Origin of the sequence: Dorea sp. AM10-31, from assembly GCF_003435815.1 — a bacterium.
Taxonomy (GTDB): domain Bacteria; phylum Bacillota; class Clostridia; order Lachnospirales; family Lachnospiraceae; genus Dorea_D; species Dorea_D hominis.
Window position 1 is genome coordinate 452,485 of record NZ_QTUV01000002.1, and the last position, 17,980, is coordinate 470,464.

General features: G+C 42.6%; 14 protein-coding genes and 1 tRNA gene. 2 read left to right on the forward strand and 13 right to left on the reverse strand.

Annotated elements, in window-relative coordinates; translation table 11 throughout:
• Nucleotides 1-74: 74 nt before the first annotated feature.
• Complete coding sequence (locus DW125_RS05345; RefSeq protein ID WP_021860693.1) at nt 75-1,766, reverse strand: L,D-transpeptidase family protein; 1,692 nt, start codon at nt 1,764-1,766, stop codon at nt 75-77.
• Between the two features lie 214 nt (nt 1,767-1,980).
• Between DW125_RS05345 and aroC the strand changes: the two genes are divergently transcribed.
• A complete protein-coding gene (gene aroC, locus DW125_RS05350) occupies nt 1,981-3,093 on the forward strand; it encodes a chorismate synthase (protein ID WP_021860694.1) in 1,113 nt (370 codons plus the stop codon).
• 38 nt (nt 3,094-3,131) lie between these two features.
• Here the strand turns inward: aroC and DW125_RS05355 are convergent, their stop codons facing one another.
• The 10 genes from DW125_RS05355 to DW125_RS05400 form a co-directional block, all read right to left on the reverse strand.
• Nucleotides 3,132-4,787, reverse strand: a complete 1,656-nt coding sequence (locus tag DW125_RS05355) for a nucleoside kinase (RefSeq protein ID WP_021860695.1) — start codon at nt 4,785-4,787, stop codon at nt 3,132-3,134.
• Between the two features lie 57 nt (nt 4,788-4,844).
• Nucleotides 4,845-5,645 carry a Nif3-like dinuclear metal center hexameric protein gene (locus DW125_RS05360; protein ID WP_021860696.1) on the reverse strand — a complete coding sequence of 267 codons (801 nt, stop codon included), beginning with the start codon at nt 5,643-5,645 and terminating at the stop codon, nt 4,845-4,847.
• A 102-nt stretch (nt 5,646-5,747) separates the two neighbouring features.
• A complete protein-coding gene (locus tag DW125_RS05365; RefSeq protein WP_021860697.1) occupies nt 5,748-6,461 on the reverse strand; it encodes a tRNA (adenine(22)-N(1))-methyltransferase in 714 nt (237 codons plus the stop codon).
• 13 nt (nt 6,462-6,474) lie between these two features.
• Complete coding sequence (gene rpoD / locus DW125_RS05370; protein ID WP_021860698.1) at nt 6,475-7,587, reverse strand: RNA polymerase sigma factor RpoD; 1,113 nt, start codon at nt 7,585-7,587, stop codon at nt 6,475-6,477.
• A gap of 38 nt (nt 7,588-7,625) precedes the next feature.
• Nucleotides 7,626-9,395 carry a DNA primase gene (dnaG, locus tag DW125_RS05375; RefSeq protein WP_021860699.1) on the reverse strand — a complete coding sequence of 590 codons (1,770 nt, stop codon included), beginning with the start codon at nt 9,393-9,395 and terminating at the stop codon, nt 7,626-7,628.
• Between the two features lie 72 nt (nt 9,396-9,467).
• Complete coding sequence (locus DW125_RS05380; protein ID WP_021860700.1) at nt 9,468-10,475, reverse strand: deoxyguanosinetriphosphate triphosphohydrolase; 1,008 nt, start codon at nt 10,473-10,475, stop codon at nt 9,468-9,470.
• Nucleotides 10,476-10,682: 207 nt separating this feature from the next.
• Nucleotides 10,683-10,767 (reverse strand) — tRNA-Leu (locus DW125_RS05385).
• Nucleotides 10,768-10,903: 136 nt separating this feature from the next.
• Nucleotides 10,904-11,458, reverse strand: coding sequence for a DUF5662 family protein (locus tag DW125_RS05390; RefSeq protein ID WP_021860701.1), 555 nt, complete (start codon nt 11,456-11,458; stop codon nt 10,904-10,906).
• A 107-nt stretch (nt 11,459-11,565) separates the two neighbouring features.
• Nucleotides 11,566-13,218: an alpha-amylase family glycosyl hydrolase gene (locus DW125_RS05395; RefSeq protein ID WP_021860702.1), complete on the reverse strand. Its 1,653-nt coding sequence runs from the start codon at nt 13,216-13,218 to the stop codon at nt 11,566-11,568.
• A gap of 29 nt (nt 13,219-13,247) precedes the next feature.
• On the reverse strand, nt 13,248-14,249 hold the full coding sequence (locus tag DW125_RS05400) for a sugar ABC transporter substrate-binding protein (protein WP_021860703.1): 1,002 nt from the start codon (nt 14,247-14,249) through the stop codon (nt 13,248-13,250).
• Nucleotides 14,250-14,377: 128 nt separating this feature from the next.
• Between DW125_RS05400 and DW125_RS05405 the strand changes: the two genes are divergently transcribed.
• Nucleotides 14,378-14,677 (forward strand): DUF1292 domain-containing protein, encoded by a 300-nt coding sequence (locus DW125_RS05405; protein ID WP_021860704.1) that lies wholly within the window; start codon nt 14,378-14,380, stop codon nt 14,675-14,677.
• On the opposite strand, the gene DW125_RS05410 is transcribed toward DW125_RS05405, so the two are convergent.
• Nucleotides 14,672-16,504: an ATP-dependent helicase gene (locus DW125_RS05410; RefSeq protein WP_021860705.1), complete on the reverse strand. Its 1,833-nt coding sequence runs from the start codon at nt 16,502-16,504 to the stop codon at nt 14,672-14,674. The genes DW125_RS05405 and DW125_RS05410 overlap by 6 nt on opposite strands.
• 8 nt (nt 16,505-16,512) lie before the next feature.
• Nucleotides 16,513-17,973, reverse strand: coding sequence for a glutamate--tRNA ligase (gene gltX / locus DW125_RS05415; RefSeq protein WP_021860706.1), 1,461 nt, complete (start codon nt 17,971-17,973; stop codon nt 16,513-16,515).
• Nucleotides 17,974-17,980: the final 7 nt, after the last annotated feature.

The window sequence follows — 17,980 nt, forward strand, 5'->3', positions numbered from 1 at the left end:
CATTGCTTTCTGTGATTTTCATCATTTACTGCTTATTATCTCTTTATTCCTTAATTGCTGCCAGCAGCACTTTTCTAATTATGACATACAACCGGCACATCTTTGTATACCAGTTCATACATCTTCGGTGCAACTGATGGCGGTAAATTGACACAACCATGGGAACCGTGTGATTTATAACGGCTTCCTCCGAAAGTCGGCTGCCATGAAGCATCATGAAATCCAATTCCTCCATTGAAAGGCATCCAATATTTAACCGGCGTCTCATAGGAATAAGTACCATCCGGTCTTCTCTCACCACGAAGTGTTGCATTCTTTGTTTTATATGTCAGAGAATACACGCCCGGAGGTGTTGCATTGCCTTTGTTCGGATTACCGGTTACAACATCTGTGCTGAGCACAACTTTACCCTTCTTAATAAAGTATGCTCTCTGATTCGTTAAGTCTACCTCTGCATAAGTATCTCCCATATCCATCGTATCATGGGATGCTGCTTTACTTAAATATTTCGGTTCACGGGTGACTGTCTCACCTTTTTTGATATTCTTTGTCAGCTCTTTGTATTCGCTGTCCTGCGCTATGCACCAGCCATAATCTCCGCCATCCACTTTGACTGTGTTTCCGGTTGCGGTTTTGAAAGTGCGTGTCTTTCCTCTGGTATTATATTTGGACGCAAGACTCTGAATATACTTCTTCACCGCATCTTTGTCAAACTTCACTTTCATCTTCTTGTTTACTTTCACCCATTGTGAAATAACAGAAGAATCTACGACTTCTGTCTTCGGACTGAAATCATATGTAACCTTTGCTCCGAGATAACTGTTCATCTTCTCAGCCGCATCTTTGACTTCCTGTGAGTCTTTTGTATAATCCGGCTTAATATAGCATCCCTCTTTTGTAAGATCCAGTTCTGACTGGAATCCGTCTAATGCTTCCTTAATTGCTTCATTGAACGCATCTTCATCAATCTCTGTGCCGATAACTTCCGGTTCAATCTCAAATCGGGTATCCATGAATTTCGGATATGCATTTTTTGATTTAGTCTGGTTCTTCTTATCCATACAATTCAGACCACTGACCTCATCTGCCAGTGCTTCTTTGTCGTATTTTACACCAACTGAAGCCTCAATCTGCGGATGATTCCAAAGTGATATGATCCACAGGAAATTGTTCTGCTGTTTTATACATTTCGCAAGTTCATCAGACTGCACATACTCCAGGGAAATGTCAGATCCGTCAATCTCTTCTGTACTTCCGTCAGATTCTTTCAATGTAAGTACATAATCTCCGACATCTTTCTTTAACTTGCTCTCCACCTGGCTTACACTCTTAAGCGCAACATCGTTGCCATTGATCTTCGTATAGAACATAAAATGGCTTCCAAAATAAAGTGCAATTCCAATATAAACTACAGCGAGGATCCCCACGATAGTTCCGATCACTTTTCCTGCTTTTTTCTTACGTCTGCGTTTCTTGTATGCTTTTGATGCCTCTTTTACTGCGTCCGACTCTACCTCGCCTTCTTCACCCTCAAAGTCCTCAAAGTCCTCATAATCCGGTTTTTCATCATAACCTGCCGCATGAGTTTTCTTTGCTTTTCTGTGGCTGATTTCTTCATAATCATCTTCATCAAATTCTTCGAATCCATCTTCATCGAAATCATCTTCATCTATTGAATCACGGATCTCAGACTTATGAAGATCACCATATAATTCCCGCATTGTTTCTTCGATAATCTCATCGGCTCTTTTGTCATTCTTACTCATAAGCGCTTACTCCTTTTTTATTCACATGTCCCATTATAATATGCATATCCATAAAAGTACAGACTAAATTTTAAGGAAAATATGAAGAATTTTTGAATATCCGCCCTTATTCATCCGTTGCGCTTTTCTCCTGCTTCCTATATAATAAGTTGTAACGTTTTACATACCGAACAATTTCAAAGACTACATATTATAGAAGAAATGGAGAACAACTATGGCAGGTTCAACTTTAGGAAATTTATTTACAATCACAACCTGGGGCGAGTCACACGGTGCCGCAATCGGGGTTGTTATAGACGGATGTCCTGCGGGACTTTCTTTAGATGAAGAAGATATTCAAATCTATCTCGACCGCAGAAAACCGGGACAGAGCCGCTTTACAACTGCAAGAAAAGAGTCCGATAAAGCACGTATTTTATCTGGCGTTTTTGAAGGTCATACAACCGGAACGCCAATTTCCATCATGGTCGAGAATACAGACCAGCGTTCCAGAGATTATGGCAAGATCAAAGACTGCTATCGTCCGGGACATGCAGATTACACTTTTGATGCCAAGTACGGTTTTCGCGACTACCGTGGCGGCGGACGTTCTTCCGGTCGCGAAACGATCGGACGTGTTGCAGCCGGAGCAATCGCCGCAAAGATATTAAGACAACTCGGTATCACCATTACAGCTTATACCCGTTCCATCGGAGATATTGTCATTCCGGAAAATGAATATCATTACGATCAGATTACAGAAAATGCACTCTATATGCCAAATAACGATTACGCAGCCAGGGCTTCTGACTACCTTGCTGAATGTATCAGAAAGCAGGACTCCTCAGGCGGCATGATCGAATGTGCGATCACCGGTGTACCTGCCGGTATCGGAGAGCCCGTATTTCATAAACTGGACGCTGCACTTTGCAGTGCGGTTATGTCCATCGGTGCAGTCAAAGGTGTGGAGATTGGCGACGGTTTCCAGGCTGCTGCCGCACTTGGAAGTAACAACAACGATTCTTTCCGTCTTGACGCTGGTAAGCTTACCAAAGCAACAAATCACTCTGGCGGTACACTCGGAGGTATGAGCGACGGCAGTCCGATCATACTGCGGGCGGCAGTCAAGCCAACGCCATCTATCTCCCAGCCACAGGATACCGTCATGAGAACAGACTGTCAGGAGCTTACAGATACTACAATTGAGATTACCGGGCGCCACGATCCTGTCATTGTTCCCCGCGCTGTCGTTGTCGTAGAAGCAATGACAGCTGTCACAGTACTGGATCTGCTCATGCACAACATGAGTTCCCGACTGGACAGCCTCATCAAATTCTATCGTTCTTAAATTATCACAGCAATTATCTCAAATCATATGGTCAAGAATTAAATTTGAAAACATCCACCTCCAATGAATTCCCGCAGTAGGGAGTTCGTTGGAACGTTTTCACTTCCGATTCCCACAAAATAATCCAGGAATTTTAACAATCGTTTTGCTTCTACATATTCCGGTGCTTTTCTGTCCACTCCGAACAGAAGTGCTTCCACATATGGTTTCAATACAGCAAGTTCATAAATCAACGCCGAATTGAACATCACATCCGCTTCTTCCTGATATGGGAAAATATTCTTCTCTTCCCCTTTTCTTACAGATGGCCACATATTGATTGTCCGCGCAACCGAAGCGCCTCTTGTTCTTGCATCCCGGACAATTCTCCGGAGCAGACGTCCGTCTGTTGTCGGAATCCGGTTATGCTCATCAATATTCAGCTGTGTCAGTGCACTGATATAGATCTTGAATTTATTTTCATCCGGAAGACTCTGCGTCAGTTTCGGATTCAGGCAGTGGATTCCTTCGATGACGAGAACATCATTTTTTCCCAGCTTCTTCACGTCCGGTCCGTATTCCTTATGTCCGGTCACAAAATTAAACCTTGGAAGAACAACTTCCTTTCCTGCAAGCAGATCTCCCAGTTGTCTGTTAAATAACTCCACATCTACTGCTTCCAGACATTCAAAATCAAAATCTCCATTCTCGTCCACCGGATTCTCTTCCCGTTCTACAAAATAATTATCTACCGCGATCGGATGCGGCACCAGACCACAGGCACGAAGCTGTACTGACAGTCGATGGGAAAATGTTGTCTTTCCGGATGATGACGGACCGGCGATCAGGATAAATTTTAATTCCGGTCTGGCAGCGATCGTTGCAGCTATTTCCGCAATTTTTTTCTCCTGTAATGCTTCCTGGACGAGTACTGTCTCCCGCACATCACCTTTGGTAATCCTGTCATTCAGTGCACCAACAGTCTCAATCCCCTGCATATCACCCCAACTTGTGGATTCTTTTAATACATGGAATAATTTGTTCTGCGGCTCAAATGGCGGAACAATTTCTGGTTCCTTCTGTTCCGGCATCTGGAGCACAAATCCGTCATCATAAAGATACAATTTAAAGTATTTTAAATACCCGGTGCTCGGAACCATATATCCATAATAATAGTCTTCAAATTCATTAATGCTGTAGATATTTACTTTGGAAACCCTGCGGTACGCAAACAACTTCTCCTTATCATGCATACCGTATCTGGCAAATGTCGCAATCGCATCATCGGTATTTACAGATTTCTTATTGATTGGAAGATCTGCCTCTACCATCTGATGCATCCGTGCTTCTACCTGATCCAGGAACTGCTGATCCAGTACAACATTGCCTTCAATTGTACAATAATATCCCTTACTGACGGAATAGTGGATCCGGACTTTATCAACATTCTCGTGTTCTGCCACATCATAAATTGCTTTGACAAGCAAAAGGCTCATGCTTCTTTTGTATGTTTTGTGCCCACTGTCACATGCTGTTGTCTCAAAGTTAAGTGTACAGTCTCTGTTTACTTTCTTGTGAAGTTCCTGTAATTTACCATCAACCGTGACAAGTACGATATCATGGGAATATTCTTTCTGATATTCTTTTGCGATCTCCAGATAGGTTGTTCCGGCTTCATACTGTCTGATCTCGTCATGGATTTTTACCTGATACATTTCACATCATCCTTTCTTTGCATCTGTCCGAAAATGTCTGTGCAATATCTGCCATTCCTATACCACCGTAAACGGATGATGGATGGCAGCACTTATAACCGCTGTCTGCGGAAACGCTTCCTGCAGATAATTCTTCATATCTTCTATAAAAATGTGTTCCACACCATAATGTCCTGCATCAATGATTGCAAGTTCCTGTGCAACTGCATCAATCCCCTCGTGATGACCGATATCTCCGGTAATCAACACATCCGCTTTTTTTGCCAGCGACTGTGTGATCACGCTTTTTCCGGAACCCGGACAGAGAGCGATCCGCGATACCTGTTGAGCAAGATCACCAAATACTTTCACTTGCGGAACCCCATATGCTTTCTTTACTTTATCACAGCATTCTTTTAAAGTTACCGGTTTCTGCCAGCTGCCAATCTCACCAATGCCTTCCGGATACTCCTCACCTGTTTCCGGCTGTATGCGCATTCCGGTAACATCCAGTACTTCTGTATCATTGAGCCCCAGAAGATTGCCTGCAAGCTCAGCCATCCTGCATACATCGTAATTTGTATGCATTGCATAATAAGAAATATCATTACCGAGCAGCTGTAACAGACGTCTGCCGATAAAATCCCGGTTGTTGATCTGTTTCATACCGCCAAAAATCAACGGATGATGTGTTACAAGCATATCTGCTTTCTGACAGATCACATCCTCCACCACTTCATCTGTCGCATCCAGCGCAACGTAGATTTTACGGACTTCTTTATCGTCTCTTCCGGCAAGAAGTCCGACATTATCCCAGGAGAGCGCCGCATCCTTTGGATATACATTTTCTATTTTTTCCATGATCTCTTTACAGAGCATACTATTCACCTCTGTTTCCTGTATTCCCGTTTCCGGGTTGCTCATTTATTTTCTATTATAATATGCTGTTAATCAGATATCTCCGGCTATAATACTTGCAGATTATTCTGCATTATGCACATCCGTGATTCGTTCCAGTGCTTCTTTTGTTCTTAGCATCTCTTCTGCAAGCTCTGCTTTCCTCACCCGAATACTTGTACTGTCTGCCTGTTTATTTAACTGCTTCAAAATCTTCTCCTGGATCGCACATTCCCGCAACAGAAAATCCCTTAGCACCGGATGCTTTTTTTCAAGTAATTTCTTTCCATAATAGAATTCATACTCTTCATAGGTTTCCGACTCTCCATGCTCCACTTTGAGAATCGGATAGTATTTGCCATCTTCTTCCACCATATCCTCATCGACGATCAAAAAATGTTCCTGCGTAAGATACCGTCGTACTTTGTCAATCTCTGACTGTGGCTGTAAAATACAGGTTTTCATCTGATTGATCACATCTTTACCCTCTTCCAGAATATGGATCACAAGTCCACCACCCATTCCAGCGGTGATAAGCGTATCTGCTTCTCCCGGAACAAGTGCCTGTGTACCATCCGACAATCTTGTCTCAATCCGATCCGACAGTCCCTGTTCTTCAATATGTATTCTCGCCCGCTCAAGCGGTCCTTTATTAATATCCATAGCGATTACCCGTGATGCGATCTTCTCCTGTATCAGATAAATCGGGATATAGCCATGGTCAGTTCCAACATCTGCAACAGAGGCGCCCTCTGTCACAAGAGCTGCAACTGCGTACAGTCTTTTTGATAGTTCCATAGGCGCCTCTTTCTTAGTCTAAATAATCTCTTAATTTTCTGCTGCGGCTCGGATGACGAAGCTTCCGAAGTGCTTTTGCTTCAATCTGTCTGATACGCTCACGCGTAACGTCAAATTCCTTACCAACTTCTTCCAGTGTACGTGCACGTCCGTCATTCATACCAAAACGCAGTCGCAATACTTTCTGTTCTCTCTCTGTCAGCGTGTCCAGTACTTCGTCAAGCTGTTCTTTCAGAAGAGTCTGTGCTGCTGCCTCTGCCGGCACCGGTACATTATCATCCTGAATAAAGTCACCAAGATGACTGTCCTCCTCTTCACCGATCGGAGTTTCCAGTGACACCGGTTCCTGGGAAATCTTAAGGATCTCACGCACTCTGTCTACCGGCATGTCCAGCTCAGCAGCGATCTCTTCCGGCGTAGGTTCACGTCCTAAATCCTGCAATAACTGTCTGGAAACACGGATCAATTTGTTGATCGTCTCTACCATATGCACTGGAATACGGATCGTTCTTGCCTGATCGGCAATTGCTCTTGTAATCGCCTGACGGATCCACCATGTTGCATACGTACTAAACTTAAATCCTTTATGATAATCGAATTTCTCTACTGCTTTGATCAGACCTAAGTTACCTTCCTGAATAAGGTCAAGAAACAACATGCCTCGTCCAACATATCTCTTTGCAATGCTGACAACAAGTCTAAGGTTCGCTTCTGCCAGTCTCTTCTTGGCGCTCTCATCGCCTTCTGCCATACGTTTTGCAAGATCTACTTCTTCTTCCGCTGTCAGAAGTGGAACTTTACCGATCTCTTTCAGATACATTCTGACCGGATCTTCAATGCTGACTCCATCCGGAACAGACAGGTCAATCTTCTCAACATCTACTTCATCCTCGTCTGAGATTACAATATCCGAATCATCAATATCGTCATCATCGGAGCTGATACGAAGCACATCGATATTCTGTCCTTCCAGATATTCAAATACTTTCTCCATCTGTTCAGAATCCAGATCGATATCATGGAAGAAGTCATTGATTTCCTGAATCTCAAGAATCCCTTTTTTCTTCTTTCCAAGCTTCACCAGTTCTTTTAATCTCTCTTCAAATTTTGCCATGTGTTCGTCCATGTAATGCCATCCTCTCATTGCTTGTTTATATTTTATCCCTAATTAATGGAAATATGCAGTTTCTCAAGGTCCTGCAGCTGACGTTTTGCTTCCATCAGACGCTGCAGTCCTGCAATATCTGTCGGCGCAAGATTCCTTGCTGCCTCTTCAATGCTGTGGTTCTTCACACGGATGATTGTTTCTTTCAATGCTTTCTCCTGCTCCCCAAGAGTTGTCAGTTCCTTGATTTTCGTATGGAACAGACTCGCAACTTCGCGATGTTCTTCCTCATCCGTAAAATGATTCATGATCTGTGCCGGATTCACCTGCTGTTTCTCATATTGTTCATACAATATAGAAGCAACTGTCCGATATATATCGCCGGTAAAATCTTCCGGTGAAATGTATTTACAGATCTGTGAAAATATATTCTCATCTTCGATCAGCCACGTCAGAAGCACCTTCTGGGACGTAATATTCCCATCTTCTTTCTTCTCTTTTCGTGTCTGTTTCGGTCTGGAAACCGGCTTTGCCAGTCCCTGCTGTACGGCAGTCTTCACAACTAATTTGCGAAGCTCTTCATATCCCACGTGATATGCCTGCGCAACAGCTTCTATGTAATTATTGCGCTCAATCTCTTCTTCAAACTCTCCAAGCCGTCTTGCAACTTCCCGCATAAAATCAGTCTTTCCTTCCGGTGAATGCATATCATAATCCCGCTCCAGAACTTCCAGGCTGAACATGAATCCATTCCTTGCTCTGCCAATCCGTTCTTCAAAAGCTTCCGCTCCGAGATTCTTGATAAATTCATCCGGATCTTTGTAAGGTTCCATACGGATAATCTTTGCCGTAATCCCTACATCCTTAAGAATCGGGATTGCACGCAGTGCTGCTTTCGTCCCTGCCTCATCACTGTCGTAAGTCAGATATACTTCCTTCACGTAACGCTTGATCAGTGAAGCATGTCCCGGTGTCAATGCAGTTCCTAAAGATGCGACCGCATTGGTAAATCCTGCCTGATGCAACGAAATCACATCCATATACCCTTCGCACAGAAGAAAATATGGCTTTCTTGTGCTTCTTGCACGGTTCAATCCGTACAAGTTCCTGCTCTTGTCAAAAATCAGTGTCTCCGGAGAGTTCAGATATTTTGGTTTCGCATCTCCCATCACGCGACCGCCAAATCCAATCACACGGCTGTTCACATCCATGATTGGGAACATCACACGGTTCCAGAACTTGTCATGCGCACCATGCCGCTCATCAATACTGATCAAACCAGCCTTCGCAATCATCTCGTCCTTATATCCTCTTTCTTTCAGGTAACGATACAAATCGTCGCTATACTTATTGGAATATCCCAGTCCAAAAGCCTTAATCGTATCATCCGACAGTTCCCGCCTCTTTAAATAAGAAAGTCCGGCTTCTCCTTTTGAACTCTTAAGCTGTACGTAAAAATACTGTGCTGCGATCTTATTGATCTCAAGCAGAATTGCCTTCAGATCAGCTCTCTCCTTCGCCTGTGCAGAATATTCCGTTTGCGGAAGTTCTACCCCGGCCTTGTCAGCCAGATATTTCAGTGCTTCCTGAAAAGTATAATTTTCATACTCCATCAAAAATGTAAATACATTCCCACCTGCACCACAGCCAAAGCAATAATACATCTGCTTCCCGCGGCTTACTGAAAATGATGGAGACTTCTCATTGTGAAAAGGACACAGACCGAAATAAGAGCTGCCCTTTTTTTGTAATTTCACATAGCTGGAAATCACATCCACAATGTCATTGCGGGATCTGACTTCCTCTATAATCTCATCAGAATAATACATATACTCCGCCCTTTTTCTTTGTCTTAAAAATACCCTCATGCTAAATATTCAACAAAGAACTTTGATTTCCTTTTAATATTTCCAAGATTCTGGGATAAAATATTCCTGAAACTTCTTTACGGCATAGTTATCCGTCATTCCGGCAATATAATCACACACGATCATTTCTTCCGGCTCACCTCGTTCTTCCAGAATGGTCAGAAATTCTTCTGGCATTGCCTCCAGATGTTCCATATAATACTGATACAGACTGGTGATCATATGAATGGCTTTTCCTTCCTCACCTTTTGCATCCTGATTTGTATAAACACGTTCAAACAAAAATTCTCTGAGTCCGCTCATCGCATCCTGGATCTCCGGTGACATCACGATCTTATCACGATCCATACTGGATATGATCACATCATGCACCATCGTATTCAGCCTTTCTCTTGTCGTCATTCCGAGAATATCCGTATAACGCTTCGGAATATCTTCTATCCTCAGGATTCCTCCACGGATCGCATCATCAATATCGTGATTGACGTACGCAATTTTATCCGACAATCTCACGATCTGTCCTTCCAGCGTATGCGGATTTCCACTAGTCTTATGATTTTCAATTCCATCAACTACTTCCCAGGTCAGATTCAGTCCCTGTCCCTGTTTTTCCAGATATTCTACTACACGCACACTCTGTATATTATGACTGAATCCAGATGGACTGACACTGGCAAGCGCACGTTCCCCTGCGTGTCCGAACGGTGTATGCCCCAGATCATGTCCCAATGCGATTGCCTCCACCAGATCTTCGTTCAGTCTCAACGCTTTCGCGATTGTTCTTGCATTCTGCGATACTTCCAATGTATGTGTAAGTCTTGTCCGGTAATGATCCCCCTTCGGATAAAGAAAGACCTGCGTCTTCTGTTTTAACCTGCGGAATGCTTTACAATGTAAGATTCGGTCTCTGTCTCTTTGAAATACCGGTCTGAGATCACACTGTGGTTCCGGTCTTTTTCTTCCTCGTGATGCAATACTTTTCGCTGCATAAGAACTTAAATATTCTAATTCACGCTCTTCGAGCTGCTCTCTGATCGTCATAACAGTACCCTCCTTGACTCTTCCCGCATATTTACAACAACATATTTCAATGCTATATTACTTTTATTATAAAAAATTAGATTTTGTCCGTCAATGAACAGCAACTCTAAATTAAGGCGGGAATCACAGGAACCATTAAAATAATCCTATTCAAAAAAAGAGCGGGAACCCTTGAAAAAATCAAGGATTCCCACCACAAATAAAAAATGCGGAAGATGGGACTTGAACCCACACAAGCGCAATGCTTACAAGATCCTTAGTCTTGCTCGTCTGCCAGTTCCGACACTTCCGCATAGGACGTTGAGCTTATTTTTATTTATCTCTCTCGCTCTGTCCGTAGATTATAATACTATAGCCCAACCCAAATGTCAACATATTTTTTAAACTTTTTTAATTTTTTTAAATCTTTTTTCAATCGTGACATTTTCCTATATCATATGCTGGCGTTTCAATTCTCTGACCTGCTCTCTTACATACTTGAATGTTGCACGCTCACCTTTTTCTGCCAACATCTTCAAAAGCTTATGTATAAGTGCCGCTGTCTCCGGATGGATCATCTTGCCAAGCTTCGCCGCACCTTTCTCATAATACTGAAGCGGCTCTTTGTCTGTATACTTATCACCCAGATAAGTTTTGGATGCTGCGATCCGGTCCATAAACATCTCATACACATACTTTACCGGCATCTTCTGTCCTACAATCCCCTCTCCCGGAACTATACTGTAATCAATCCAGTATTCATAATGATGCTTATTACGACCTTTGTGATGCAGCCACGCTGTAGAATATCCGGTTGCTTCACGTTCTGCATTATTCGGGCTTCTTGTTCCCTGATAATACCTACAGCCGACCAGAAATTCTGTCGGAGAATATTTGGACAGATCGTGAAGCAGCCCTTGCTTGTATAATCCAACTTTAAAACAATGTTTCATAACCAATAGTTTGTGGTGATTGATCGTTTGCAGATGTTTTAACGCCTTCATACTTATATCTCCATTCCTCTTCATTTATTCTTTGTCATTTCTTTCACATACTTTATATTTATTATGCACTTTTTTTCAATAACTTTCAAGAGAGTATCCCTGTTTTCTTATTTTGCAACCAGGACAACTATTGTTCTTTCTTCAATTTCGATAGATTTCTGTCCACCCAAACAGATCATTTCAGCTTTTATACCGTCTTTTGTGGAAGCGGCAAGATACCATTTTTTATTTTTCGGAAGAGATGGCAGAGCAAATGTATGACGGATCCAGTGCATATTATAAGCGACATAGCAGTCCTCTGCTTCAAGCGATGTTCCACTGTAATATACGCCCAGCTGTCTACTTGCGACTTCCTTCTCTATTCTCCATGCATATTCTCCGTGGTAGGATACATCCGGAACTCCGCATCTAGTCGTATCTGTTCCGCTCATCTCCTGCGCCGGATGGAATACTTTATAACGTTTGCGGAATGCGATCAGATCCCGCACGAAATCATGCAGTTCCTGATTCGTCGTCAGCTTTTTCCAATTTACCCAGCCTGTTGGATTGTCCTGACAATAGACATTGTTATTTCCTTTCTGTGAATTGCCAAACTCATCCCCCGCCAGCAGACACGGTGTCCCCTGTGCCAGAAATACAAGAAACAGCGCATTATACAGCTGTCCTCTCCTTAAGTTTACAACCGCTTTCTTCCTTGATGGGCCTTCTGCTCCGCAGTTCCAGCTGTAATTATAATCCGGTCCATCCTGGTTATTTTCTCCGTTCGCTTCATTGTGTTTTCCTTCATAGGATACAAGATCCATAAGCGTGAAGCCATTATGTGACGCAATATAATTGAAGTTTCCTTCTTTCTCCGACAGGTGACGTAGCCAGTAAGTCACTGCTTCCACCATACCCTCGTCTCCTTTTAAGAAACGGCGCATCACATTCTGAAATTCCGTATGATGAACCATCAGCTTGCAGTCCTGTAAATACGGATCTTCATACGCTGCTCTGGTTGATACTGCTGCCGGATTCAGGATATATCCGTCTATATGATATTCCTGCCTGTAATAGCGCAGGCAGTCCAGCACCTGATAGATCGGCGTCTCCGGACAAAAGGGCATTTCCAGCACGACTTCAATCTCCGCTTCATGACATGCTTTCACCATGTTTTTCAACGAACGCACACCGTCAGATATAGCAGAATAGCTGTTCTTCGGTGCAAAGAAATACCCAGGTCCATATCCCCAGTAATTTGGCTTTCTTTTTCCTTCCAGAAATGAATAAACCGGCATACACTGAATCTGGTTGATCCCCAGGTCTTTCAGATAAGGAAGCTTTTCTATGACGCCTTCAAAGGTTCCTCTGTGTGCAACCTTTGAATAACTATCCTGTGTAAATCCACGCACGTGAAGGCTGTACGCAATAACATCCTTATATGCATAAGCCGGATATCTGTCATCCTCCCAGTCATATTCTGGGATCAGGACCTGACTCTTATTCTCTTTTGTAAATGCTTTTGTGTACGGATCAGTCACAACTTCTTCATCCATCAGATACTCATAGGCATATGCACCTGACTGGATATCCGTCACCTTTACTGTATATACCGCACCTTCACTTTGCCGCATCGGATATCTGGCACATGGTTCTTTTTCCCCTGCATGATACAGGAGAAGGCAACATGCCTTCCCCTTCTTCGCTGCAACGGAAAAACTGACTCCATCTTCCTGTACCGTAACCCCCATCGGTAACTGCTGCCCTTGTGTATTCTTCATTCTTTGTGTCCTTTTTCCCTTTCTGTACTCTATTGCCAACCATCTGTGCCGTACATATCTACATTATCTTTATTGATCATAAAGACTTCTTCATAGACTTCCTTCTCATAATCGTTTCCATCCAGAATATTGTCTGCTGTCTCTGCAGCTTTCTTTCCTATATTAATCGGTGACTGTGCTGCTGTTCCTACAATCTGGTTCTCTCTTTTCTTTAATTCTTTCTTAATATCCGGTGATCCATCCACACCGTAAATCAGTACTTTATCATTACCGACAACATTCACTGCTGTCTTTGCCGCAACCGCAAGCTGGTCATTGCCACACATGATCGCAGTCAGATTCGGGTATTTCTTCAACATCTTCTCTGCTGCCTTCAATGCTTTGTTAAATTTTCCTTTTGTATCTGCTCTGTCTACTACTTCAAACCCTTTTTCTGCTTTGGAGATCGCCTCTTCAAATCCGGTGATACGTTCATTCATGGAATTCTGTGTCGGGCATTCCAGAATTGCAACGGTTCCTCCGTCCGGACTCTTTTTGATCAGATCTTCTCCGCAGATATATCCTGCATTCTTATTATCAGAGCCTACATAGGCATCCACATAGGACATCTCTTTTACCTGCGTATCTACATTAATGATCTTCACACCGGCATCCTTAAGTTTCTTAAGAGATGGTGTGATCTTCTCCCAGTCTACCGGGCTTAAAATAATGGCATTGATACCATCCTTGATCATCTCATCAATCTGCTTTGCCTGTTTGTCCGCATTCCCGCCTGGATCTTTTGTGATCAGAGTAGAATCATCTGCTTCCACAACTTCTCTCGTCGCACTTTCCAATGTAATAAAATACGGGTTCTCCATATCGATCACGGAAAATCCGATTAAGTACTTTTCCTGATCTGCATTTTCGTCTGTATCTTCTTCGGCTGTTGCATTATCTTCCGGTGTTCCTACATCTTTTTTGCATGCAGTCATTCCTAACATGCAGACTAACAGGACTGCCAGAAGCAGTGATATTTTTTTTCTTAACATGCTGTTTTCCTCCTTATGTACACGCAGATTTATTTTACAACATTTTTCTTAATTTGGCTACTACATCCTTGCTTTTTGCCTGTTCCTTTGATAGAGTTAAGTTATCTTAGAAAAAGGAGAATTATATTATGAGTGAACAGAATATGAACACAGATGAAGAGCAGATCACAGTAACTCTTACAATGGAAGACGATGAAGAAATCGACTGCGCAGTTTTAACTACATATTCAGCAAACGGAAGAGAGTATATTGCGCTGCTTCCTCTGAATGAAGAAGGTGAGAGTGAAGACGGTGATGTTTATCTCTACCGCTACGAAGAAGTAGACGGCGAGCCGACACTTGGCAATATCGAAGACGATGACGAATACGACATCGCTGCCGATGCATTTGACGAGTGGATGGATGAGCAGGAATTTGAAGAATTATAAGAAGAGCTCTTTTACAAAACGGGAAGGACTGCAGTCTTTTCCGTTTTTTTCTTTTACATAACTGATGACAAGCTGGCGTTTTGCCCGTGTCATCGCCACATAGAACAAGCGCCTCTCCTCTTCCGTCTCATCCTGCATGACAGCCCGCCTGTATGGCATGCTGCCCTCATTTGCGCCAAGGATAAATACGGTATCATATTCCAATCCTTTCGCCCCGTGCATTGTCAGCATACAAATGCCTTCTTTTTGCGTTTTTCTGCTGTTTTCCCATAAATTTTCTTCATATTGTTCAATGTGCGCAAACCACTCTGGAATTGTCGCATACGCTTTTGCTCTCTCCTGAATCTCATCGAGCACCTCAAACAGTTCTTCTGTACACAGTCTGCGATAAGCGGCATATTCTTTCAGAAATGCATCATAACCGACTCTTTTTCGTATATACTGGATCACTGCATACGGACTTTTTCCTGCAATCATCTTCATATCCCATTCCAGTTGATCAATGCGATCCTGCATCCATTTTTTATTCTGGTAATATTTCCTCAGACTTTCATAATCTGCCCTGTCACTGCGCATGCTGTCCCGGCTGATGTAGCGGTTCGGGCGGTTTGCAATCCTTAAAAGGTCTTTCCTTGTGACAATTCCTTCTGCCAGGTGCAGATAGCTTTTGATATCCTGTCCGATAAAATGTTCATATATATTATATAAATGTTCTTTCATCTGAAACGGTATCTGATGCTCCATCAATGTTTCCGCCATCACTCTTGCCTCAGCAGCAGTGCGGTATAAAACCGCAATTTCTTCATACTGTATCCCACTTTTTAAAGTTTCCCTTATCCGGTCCAGAATATACCTGCTTTCTTCAAACGGATCTCTCACTTCCTGTACATGAACTGTCAGATCTGCTTTCTGTTCTGCCTTGATTTTCTTCAAAAAACGATTTTTATTATTTGTGATCACACGCAGTGCTCCATTCACAATATGTGCTGTTGAACGGTAATTCACATCCAGCAGGATTTGCTTTGCCTGCGGATAATCTTTCATAAACTGCTGCATAATTCCCGGACTCGCTCCGCGGAATCCGTAAATAGACTGGTCATCATCCCCCACTACAAACAGATTGGCGTTTTCGCCCGCCAGCATCCGCAGGACATCATACTGTACCCGGTTAATATCCTGAAATTCATCCACCAGAATATGCGGGAAACGTTTTTGCCATTTTGCCAGTATATCCGGTCTGCTCTCAAACAGGAGGCTGCACTCCAGCAGCATATCTTCAAAATCCAGCTTATGAAGACGCTTCTTTTCCTTCTCATAAGCAGTATAAATATCCCGAAAACGATTTTCGCCATATTGCTTTGCTTCATATGTTTCTATATTGTAGCGGTGATTCTTCACATTTCCAATCTCCTCCGACAGATTCTTAAGAAAATCTTCTTCCCGGAGCAACTCTTCATCCTCACCCCAGTCCGTCTTCGAAACGATCCCTGTAAGCAGATTTTTTCGTTCTTCTTCCGTCAGAAGATTCGCGGAAGTAAGTTTGTAAGCCCACTTTAAAATCCCGTAATAAACACCGTGAAATGTTCCAAATGTCACCGCAGACGCCTGCTGTTTCATAACTTTGGCAAACCGCTGTTTCATTGACTTTGCCGCATACTTTGTAAAGGTAAGGACCAGAATTTCTTCTGGTCTTACCTTATAATTCATAATCAGATATTCAATTCTTTTTGCAATGGTAAGAGTTTTCCCTGAACCGGGACCGGCAAGAACCATACAAGGTCCTTCCTTATGGGCGACCGCCTCTTTCTGAGCATGATTTAATTGCATATATACCTCTATTTGCTTAATAATTCAATACCTTTTTTAATTCTGGCTACAGATTCTTCTTTGCCAAGAATCTCCATAATCTCTGTAGCACCGCCAGGTGTGCTCTGTTTTCCGGATACCGCAGTACGGATCGGCCACATAACGAAACCAGTCTTGACACCTTTTTCATCAACATATTTCTTCAGAAGAGCAAATAAAGCATCATTGCTGAAATCATACTGCTCTTCCAGGAGCGGAAGTACTTCTTTTAATACTTCCAGAGAATTTTCTTCGTTTGTTTTCATCTTCTTATGACAGTACATTGCTGTGTCATATTCCGGAAGTTCTTCAAAGAAATCAATCTGATCCTTGATATCCGGGAAAATCTCAATTCTTGTCTTAACTAATCCGGCAATTTTCTTCAAATCATAATCTTTTGTAATAACTTCCTGAATATACGGTTTTGCCATTTCAAAGAATTTGTCTTCGTCCATGGCTTTCAGATATTCTCCGTTCATCCATTTTAATTTCACAATATCAAATACAGCCGGAGACTTGCTCATATGACGGTAGTCAAATGCTTTCACAAGTTCTTCCAGTGAGAAAATCTCCCGATTATCAGATGGGCACCATCCAAGAAGTGCAACATAATTTACAACTGCTTCTTTCACAAATCCCTGATCGATCAGATCTTCATAAGAAGAATGTCCGCATCTCTTACTCAGTTTCTTATGTGTCTCGTCTGTGATCAGCGGACAGTGCACATAAGTCGGAATCTCCCATCCAAATGCTTCATAGATCTTGTTGTACTTCGGTGCAGAAGATAAATATTCATTTCCACGTACAACGTGTGTAATTCCCATCAGATGGTCATCAATAACATTCGCAAAATTGTAAGTCGGATATCCGTCAGATTTGATAAGGATCAGATCCTCCAGCTCATTATTCGGAACCGTAATATCTCCATAAATGTCATCTTTGAAAGTTGTTGTTCCTTCTGTCGGCATATTAAAACGGATAACGTAAGGCTTACCTGCATCCAGATTTGCCTGTACTTCTTCTTTGCTCAGTCCCAGGCAGTGTTTATCATAGACAACAATCTCTGCACTTCCCTCTCCGTCTACTTTGCTTTTCAGTGATTCCAGACGTTCCTTATCGCAGAAACAATAATAAGCATCTCCCTGCTCAATCAGCTGTTTGGCATATTTCAGATACAGTCCGGATTTGTTTCTCTCGCTCTGTACATATGGTCCAACTCCACCATCTTTGTCCGGGCCTTCATCATGAACGAGTCCTGTCTCTTCCAGTGTATGGTAGATGATCTCCAGCGCTCCGTCAACGAAACGCTCCTGGTCTGTATCTTCAATACGAAGAATAAAATCTCCATCCTCATGTTTTGCAATCAGATATGCATACAATGCTGTTCTTAAATTCCCGACATGCATTCTTCCTGTCGGACTTGGGGCAAATCTTGTTCTTACTTTACTCATGATTCTT

What these genes read in the sequence shown, in the direction of transcription:
- DW125_RS05345 (WP_021860693.1), bottom strand. Translation starts at nt 1,766, where the DNA reads ATGAGTAAGAATGACAAAAGAGCCGATGAGATTATCGAAGAAACAATG.
- DW125_RS05405 (WP_021860704.1), top strand. Translation starts at nt 14,378, where the DNA reads ATGAGTGAACAGAATATGAACACAGATGAAGAGCAGATCACAGTAACT.
- DW125_RS05395 (WP_021860702.1), bottom strand. Translation starts at nt 13,218, where the DNA reads ATGAAGAATACACAAGGGCAGCAGTTACCGATGGGGGTTACGGTACAG.
- DW125_RS05380 (WP_021860700.1), bottom strand. Translation starts at nt 10,475, where the DNA reads ATGACGATCAGAGAGCAGCTCGAAGAGCGTGAATTAGAATATTTAAGT.
- DW125_RS05355 (WP_021860695.1), bottom strand. Translation starts at nt 4,787, where the DNA reads ATGTATCAGGTAAAAATCCATGACGAGATCAGACAGTATGAAGCCGGA.
- dnaG (WP_021860699.1), bottom strand. Translation starts at nt 9,395, where the DNA reads ATGTATTATTCTGATGAGATTATAGAGGAAGTCAGATCCCGCAATGAC.
- DW125_RS05410 (WP_021860705.1), bottom strand. Translation starts at nt 16,504, where the DNA reads ATGCAATTAAATCATGCTCAGAAAGAGGCGGTCGCCCATAAGGAAGGA.
- DW125_RS05365 (WP_021860697.1), bottom strand. Translation starts at nt 6,461, where the DNA reads ATGGAACTATCAAAAAGACTGTACGCAGTTGCAGCTCTTGTGACAGAG.
- DW125_RS05400 (WP_021860703.1), bottom strand. Translation starts at nt 14,249, where the DNA reads ATGTTAAGAAAAAAAATATCACTGCTTCTGGCAGTCCTGTTAGTCTGC.
- DW125_RS05390 (WP_021860701.1), bottom strand. Translation starts at nt 11,458, where the DNA reads ATGAAGGCGTTAAAACATCTGCAAACGATCAATCACCACAAACTATTG.
- rpoD (WP_021860698.1), bottom strand. Translation starts at nt 7,587, where the DNA reads ATGGACGAACACATGGCAAAATTTGAAGAGAGATTAAAAGAACTGGTG.
- gltX (WP_021860706.1), bottom strand. Translation starts at nt 17,973, where the DNA reads ATGAGTAAAGTAAGAACAAGATTTGCCCCAAGTCCGACAGGAAGAATG.
- aroC (WP_021860694.1), top strand. Translation starts at nt 1,981, where the DNA reads ATGGCAGGTTCAACTTTAGGAAATTTATTTACAATCACAACCTGGGGC.
- DW125_RS05360 (WP_021860696.1), bottom strand. Translation starts at nt 5,645, where the DNA reads ATGCTCTGTAAAGAGATCATGGAAAAAATAGAAAATGTATATCCAAAG.